Genomic DNA, 6,896 nt, shown 5'->3' with positions numbered 1-6,896 from the left:
GCCGGAGGCTCCATCAACCACCATCTTCGACCACGATCCTCGCGTCGCGGTGACCGAAAGCGAGGAGTATCTGCGCACGCGCTTGGCCACCGAGGCAGAGGCGGAAGGTGATGTCCTGGCAATGTTGCTTGATTGGGCCATCGCAACCAGGGTCGTGCCGAAATCCAGTGGCAGGCGAACTTGTTGAATCTGCATGCGGGCCGGAGAAATCTTCGCCTGCAGGGTTTTGCCACCCATGGCCCGAGGCAACTTCAATGACCACGCGTATGACTTCTCGACCAGCGTCTCAGGCAGTTGCGCCTGCACGTCGACGACGATGGATTTGTCATCACGGCGAACCACGCCCCAGATGGCCAGGCTTGCGCGCTGCGCGCGAAGCACCAGGTCCACCTTGTCGAAATAGCTTTGCGGATGCTCCCTGGTCGGCTCCAGCGAGCCGTAGTAGTTGAGGATACCCAGCGATTGCAGCCCGCTGCGCAACAGCACTTCGCGTGCAATCAGCGTCGAAACCGCACTCCCGAGGCCGGTACCGTCCGGATCCTCGAACTCGAAAACCGCAATGCGGTAACGGGCATCGGGCAGATGCAGCGGCGGTGCACTACCGGAAAGTACGGCGTCGATATCCTCGTTGACATCGACACCCACGACGGCCTGCGCCGTTGGTGCAATCGCGAACAGGCACAGGCTCAAAGTGAAGATCAATGCACGGGTCATCACAGCAGCCCTCGATTGGGCAGCGCGGCCTTGCATTCTTCGCGCAGCGTGGCGAGCGTCGCCGGCAAGCTGCCGAGCATGCGTTCGGACGCGGCGATCAGGTCGACGCATTCCTGCGGCTTGTCCGACAACTTGTACCCGATGGCCAGTGCGGTCAGTACGGCGGCATTGGCCTCGGGCGCGAGACGCGCCAGGGTCGGATCGTCGAGGTCGACATCGGAGCTGGTCGCGGTCAGCGGAGCAACCATGACACCGTAGCCATCTGCCACCGTGATCTGGACCTTGACCTTGATCGGATCAGGGCTGGTCACGAAACCGCCGACATAGGCGTCGGCACCCAGCAGCCTGGCATAGCGACCGTAGCGTTCCGGTGTCATCGGCTTGGCCGTGCCGCACGGAAAGATGCCAGGTTGCTTCGTGGCAACGAAATTGGCCTTCTGGATCTGCGTGAGCAAGTCGTAGCGAAAGGTGTCGGCGATGCGTGCGGAAAGATCAGGATCAGGTCGACCGGGAGCCGAGCGAAAATGCCCCACGATCACCGCGGGTCCACTTTTCTGGATGCACGAGGCAACACCTTCGGGAATAAGGCTCAGTGCGTAGCTGAGTTCGCTTGGCATGCCCTGGTTGACCACGACCGGGCGTGACGCCGAGCGAAATCCTTCCAGGCTGGCAGACAATTCCAGCGACTGCGAGCCGGGTCCGGCATTGGCCGGGAACTGCAGCTGGAAGCGCCCCGTTTCGTCGGTCAGTGCACTCGCTTGAAGCTCGGCACCAGACATGACCCGAACCTCCGCACCGCGAACCGGCTCTTCGGTTGCCTCATCGCGCACGCTTCCGCCGATAACGGTCATCGTCGGGGTCGGGTCGTCGCCACAGGCGACGAGCATCGCCATGGCGAGACACACGCCACTATTGCGGAGCCAGTTCGACATGCGCCTCCTCCAGTTCGTGGGTACCCTGCGACGATGGACAGCCGCTCAACCCGATCTTTTTCGATACGACGTCATCGAACCTGAGGCTGAGTTGCCAGCGTTCGCCCGGTGACATGCCTGAAATGCCGATGCCTGCGGAGCCGTCAGACCCGAGCACATGCGATTCAGTACGGCCGCTCGCACGCGTGATGTCGACCACGCGCGGGACCATCGCACCTGAGGTGCTGCGCACATTGACCTGCAGCAGGCAGTCGCTAGGTCGAAGCAACAACCAGGCGCCAGCCGCGACAACCATGAGCACCGCGACTGCCACGATTGCGCCACGCACGCCACTCGATATGGGCCTGACACGCGCTGGCGTGGTTGGGCAGGCATTGCTGCGCGTGTCGAGCGCATCGCGGATGTGAATGGCGGAAATGGCGTTTCGCTGCATGGCCATGTCATCGACGGCACGATGCAGACCGACCAGTGCGCCGGATTCATCGAAGATGCCACCGCCACTCATGCCGGGCCTTGTTTCATCGACACCGGAAAGACTGAGCATGCCAGCCGCCGGTGTTCGAACCTGGCTGAAGGGTCCGGTGGCGAGATTCTCCACGATGCTGCCATTCACCCAGATCGCGGTGCCCGCTGCGTGTTTTGCCAGGCCCGCACCCCCTGGATAACCGACGATAAAGACATCGTCGTCTTCGTCGATTGCACTCCAGCGCAGCGGTCGCCCCTGTTTCTGGAATGCAGGGTCATCGATTTCGAGCAGGACCCAATCATGCGGCGCATCGCGCAACTCATCGGGCAACCCCTCCGCCTTGCCACCACAGGGTGATAGCTCGCTCAGGCTTGCCCGGAAAATATCCGGATGGTCGCCACACTTGCGCTTGCCCTTGTAGCTGCGTGTGTAGCCCTGGCCCGGTCGCCAGCACAGTATTTCGTCGTAGACCTCACCGCCCCAGTCATTCGATCCGACGACTTTGCGGCGCACCACATGCGCGCATGTCAGCAGGTAGCGTCGAATTTTCTTCGGCTCATCGCGATGTTCGATTTCGACAAGCACGGCACTGCCCATCGATGCCGCATCTTCCGACGCGAATTCATCGCCGGATCTGCAGGTTCGGGCCTCGATGTACCAGACCCGTTGCCTGATATCGGAGGTGATCCTGCTCAAGGCTGGCGTCCGCGTTCGATCCTCGTCGTATCGACCACGCGAACCCTGCCGCTGTCGAGATAGCGCTGCAGGTTTTCCGGCCGATAGCTGCTGTTCGCATCCCTGGTTCGATCAACCGCCGACTGGTGCACGGCTTCTCCGGCATCGTGATGCGCACCAATTTCGCGGATGTTTCGACCCATGGCCCGATACGTCATCGTCATCGAGTCTTTCAATTCGGAGTAGAAAACCGGGGCGAAGAAGTTCAGGTATGCCGCATTGAATTTAAGGCCCAGTCCTTCGGCTTTTTCGACCATCCAGTGCAGGGCTTCATTGGCGAGGCCATCGGGCGTATAGCCACCACCAATATTGCTGTGGACGCCGGCAAACCAGGCCTGTTCGAGCTGGCCTTGCCAATCCGCTGGCCGTTTCCAGAGATCGGGAGCAAACGGCTTGCGCTGCTCGTCGATGGCCAATGCGTGGAAGGCGTTGTGGATGTGACCGTTCAAGGCGATGTCGTGGTACTTGTACTTGCTGCGATTGACCACACGCCCGAGAAAACCGGGTGCGCCAAGCGAGCCAACCGTATCCCAGACTCCGATCATGCGGATTGGCGGGCACTCGCGGCGGACCTTGACGTTATGGAAGATCTGCTCCCAGCGTGCCGTGCCGGCCGACTCGTTGGTTTCATAGGCCGCATAGACATCGGGAACGTAATAGTCATCGCCCTTGTCGAGCAGGCCGACGCGATTCATGAATCCGGCCAGCGTGCGAACGGTAAACGCACCCCGACTGAATCCGAACAGGTAGATTTCATCACCCTCCTCGTAGTTGTAGCTGAGGAAGCGATAGATATCGCGCACATTGCGCTCGATGCCGCGACCGAAGGCACCACCGGTCACCTTGTCCAGTCCACCGCTGGTACCCACGCCTTCATCGTAGAAGACCACCTGGTCGACGCCATCGCCTCCGCGCGGCAAAACCGCTCGCGCCAGCTTCGTCACATTGGTCGGACGACGCTTGCCAGTCTCTTCGTCAAGTTGGTCACGCACATTCCAGGTGCCATCGGCACAAACGACGATCCGTTTCATGAGTTTCTCCTGCCCCGATACAACGCTCGACTCCCGTCGAAAAATCGGACGAACGGCTGATCCGCGAAAACGACCGAACTGCGCCCTCTGGAATATACTTTTCCCGGCATCAAGTCAAACAAGCGGCAGGCAACCAAGGTTCGCACCGCTATTCCAAGCATTTGCAGGGGCCGGCAACAGGCAATGCTTTTCCACACCTGCTGGCAAGGGCATCACGCCCAACAATCCTTGCACAGCGTATGTCGCGTACGGAAAGGCGGTCGGCGGTGCCATGCAATCTGCCATGCTCGATCCGATCAGAATTTCGACCGTTTCCCCTACCAATCAGCCAAACAGGGGCAGCCGGCGCCAGCCAATGCGCAACAGGAGGCGAATGTCCAGTGGCAACCGGTTCCGCCGTACCCATTCTGTTCATTCATGATCAGCGAGACTGGCTGCAGTTGGTGAGCCTGGAGCAGAACAATGAATGTGACCATCCTCTTCGGCGACCGTGAGAAGAAATACTCACTGGAAGAAATCGTGCAGCACGCGCATGCGGCCGTGGATGCCGTTATTGAGCCGTTTCGTGCCGCGTCCCCCTCATTCCAGGGCACCCGCCCTGTCTGGCATAGCGTAGCCATGCAAATCGATTTCGGTGCCGATACCGAATACCAGCAACTGTTGCGTGCCATCGAGGTCAATTGCGCGCTGCGCAGGATCGCCGTCATGGGCGTGCGTACGGCTTGAGAGGCTGATGCGATGTTCTGCCATCTGCAAGAGGTGCGATCGGAACAGCCACAAATCGGCAATGCACGCGCGGCATACAGTCCTGGCCATTCCCAGGCTACACCGCGGAAGGCCAACGCGAACACCATTGCCATCAAACCGGGTTTGCAACGACGCCAGGCGTGACACATCCCTCCGGCTTCGCTAACTTGTGCGATTACCCTGAGTGCGGATGTCCGTGGAGCAGCAACTCGACAAGATCGCCCAGCTGATTGGCCAGGGTCACCCTGATCTCGCTGCACAACAAGCGCAGCAGTTGCGTGCGCAATTTCCCGAGGCTTCAGAACCGGCGCGCCTGCATGGCGTGGCGCTGCTCAGCATGAATCATGTGGACGAAGCTGTCACCGCACTGGAGGCCGCGCAGCGACTCGACCCCCGATCGGTGGAAGCGATCTGCAATCTGTCCAGCGCGCTCATGGCGAGAAACGATGCGCGAGCCGCCTTGATCGTCATCGAATCAGCCATGCTGATCGCTCCCAAACATCCGGCAGTGCTGAATGGCCTTGGCAACGCACGACGCGCGGTGGGCGATGCAATCGGTTCGCGCGACGCCTACTTCGAGGCAACTCGCGCCGCACCGGCCTACCTGGGCGCATGGTTGAATCTTGCCGCGGCCGAACTGGCCATCGGCAATGCTTCCGCAAGCGAAACCATCCTGCGCATGATCCTCAAGCAGACTGCGCATCCACAAGCCTTGTTGCTGCTGGGTCAATCACTGGTTGCGCAGCACCGCCTGGACGAGGCCGCCAGCGTCTGCCGTGAAGGCGAACGTCTGGCGCCGGCCGATGCCAACTTCCCCTACCAGCTCGGCCAGATCGCCGACGAACAAAAGCTGGCCGAAGACGCCGCGCAGGCCCACGCGCGCGCATTCGGACTTGATCCGGCATTGACCGGTGCGCTGGCCCAACTCGTTTTCATCAAACGACAACTCTGCGACGATCAGGGCCTGGATGCGCTATCAAGCCAGTTGCGTGCAGCGGTGGCGCAAGGGGCTTCGGACATCACGCCATTCGGGTTCCTGGCCGAACCTGCGACCGCCGAGGAACAACTGCATTGCGCACGGCAATTTGCCGAAGCGTTGGCAGTACGGGTCGACCCACTCAAAGGCCGTTCGCATTTTCCCTATCGACGCCCGCAGCCTGGAGAACCCCTGCGGATCGGATTTGCTTCGAACGGTTTCGGAAATCATCCGACCGGCCTGCTGACGGTGGCGTTTTTCGAAGCATTGCAGCAGCAGAATGTTGAAACGCACCTGTTCGCGACTGCTCCCGCGGACGGCTCTCCCATACAACATCGCTTGCAGACCGCGGCCAGTCACTGGCACGAAATCGGCGGGTCGACTTCGCGGGCCATGGCCGAAGCCATCGCCGCAACGGGCGTTGAAATCCTCATGGACCTTCGTGTCTGGGGCGGCGGCAACATCAGCGATGCACTCGCACTGCGCCCCGCTCCTATCCAGGTCAACTGGCTGGCCTACCCGGGCACATCGGGTGCGCACTGGATCGACTACCTGATCGCCGATCGCCAGGTAGTGCCGGATGGATTGCGGACGCAGTTCTCCGAACAGGTCGCCTGGCTTTCACGCTGCTTCCAGCCCTCCGATCCTGGCCGCGTGGTTGCCGAGCCTCCCTCGCGACAGCAATGCGGCCTGCCCGAATCCGGCACCGTGTATGTCTGCTTCAACAACAGCTACAAGCTGGATCAGCGCAGCAGGCAGCGCATGTTTTCGATCCTGCGCGCCGTGCCCGATTCGGTCTTGTGGCTGCTCTCCGGCCCCGGCAGAAGCAATGAACGTTTCGGTGACCTGGCCAGGGCAGCAGGCATCGATCCGCAGCGCCTGATCTTCATGGACAAGCTTCCACACGCTGAATATCTGACCCGCTATCGGCACGCGGACCTGTTTCTCGACACCTGCACCTACAACGCACATACCACCGCCTCCGATGCGTTGTGGTCCGGCTGTCCTGTGCTGACCACTGCAGGCGACACGTTTGCAGCGCGGGTGGCGGCAAGCCTCAATCACCATCTTGGAATGGAAGAACTCAGTGTCGGCGACGACGATGCCTTCATCGAGATGGCCATCCGCATTGGTCAGGATCGCGCCACGCGCGACCGCCTGCACGAGCGACTTGCCGAACGTCGACATGAAAGCGGCCTGTTCGACATGCACGCGTTCGCTGGGGATTTCGTGCAGTTGCTCGAGAAGATGGCGGACCGTCATCGCAAAGGACTCGCCCCCGCGCCTATCGACTG

Annotated in this window: 6 protein-coding genes; 2 read left to right on the top strand and 4 right to left on the bottom strand. The window is 61.0% G+C overall.

All coding sequences use genetic code 11. The features are described from left to right. From WBP53_RS17140 to WBP53_RS17125, 4 genes are all read right to left on the bottom strand, one after another. A partial coding sequence (locus tag WBP53_RS17140; RefSeq protein WP_423930965.1) for a hypothetical protein occupies window positions 1–714 on the bottom strand: 714 nt, incomplete at its 3' end. Beyond that, entirely contained in the window at window positions 714–1,646 is a 933-nt protein-coding gene (locus WBP53_RS17135) for a carboxypeptidase regulatory-like domain-containing protein (protein WP_423930964.1), read from the bottom strand. The genes WBP53_RS17140 and WBP53_RS17135, both read right to left, overlap by 1 nt. Beyond that, on the bottom strand, window positions 1,624–2,808 hold the full coding sequence (locus WBP53_RS17130; protein WP_423930963.1) for a S1 family peptidase: 1,185 nt from the start codon (window positions 2,806–2,808) through the stop codon (window positions 1,624–1,626). Before WBP53_RS17130 ends, WBP53_RS17135 begins: the two co-directional genes overlap by 23 nt. Continuing rightward, window positions 2,805–3,878, bottom strand: coding sequence for a DUF2235 domain-containing protein (locus WBP53_RS17125; protein ID WP_423930962.1), 1,074 nt, complete (start codon window positions 3,876–3,878; stop codon window positions 2,805–2,807). The genes WBP53_RS17130 and WBP53_RS17125 overlap by 4 nt, the downstream gene beginning before the upstream one ends. Window positions 3,879–4,340: 462 nt before the next feature. On the opposite strand from WBP53_RS17125, the gene WBP53_RS17120 reads away from it, so the two are divergent. Both WBP53_RS17120 and WBP53_RS17115 read left to right on the top strand, forming a co-directional pair. Then, complete coding sequence (locus WBP53_RS17120; protein WP_423930961.1) at window positions 4,341–4,604, top strand: hypothetical protein; 264 nt, start codon at window positions 4,341–4,343, stop codon at window positions 4,602–4,604. Window positions 4,605–4,815: 211 nt separating this feature from the next. Continuing rightward, the coding region (locus tag WBP53_RS17115) for a hypothetical protein (protein ID WP_423930960.1) at window positions 4,816–6,896 on the top strand (2,081 nt) is incomplete at its 3' end.

Origin of the sequence: Dokdonella sp., from assembly GCF_049593775.1 — a bacterium.
Lineage (GTDB): Bacteria > Pseudomonadota > Gammaproteobacteria > Xanthomonadales > Rhodanobacteraceae > Dokdonella.
This window is presented reverse-complemented; position numbering and strand designations above follow the sequence as displayed.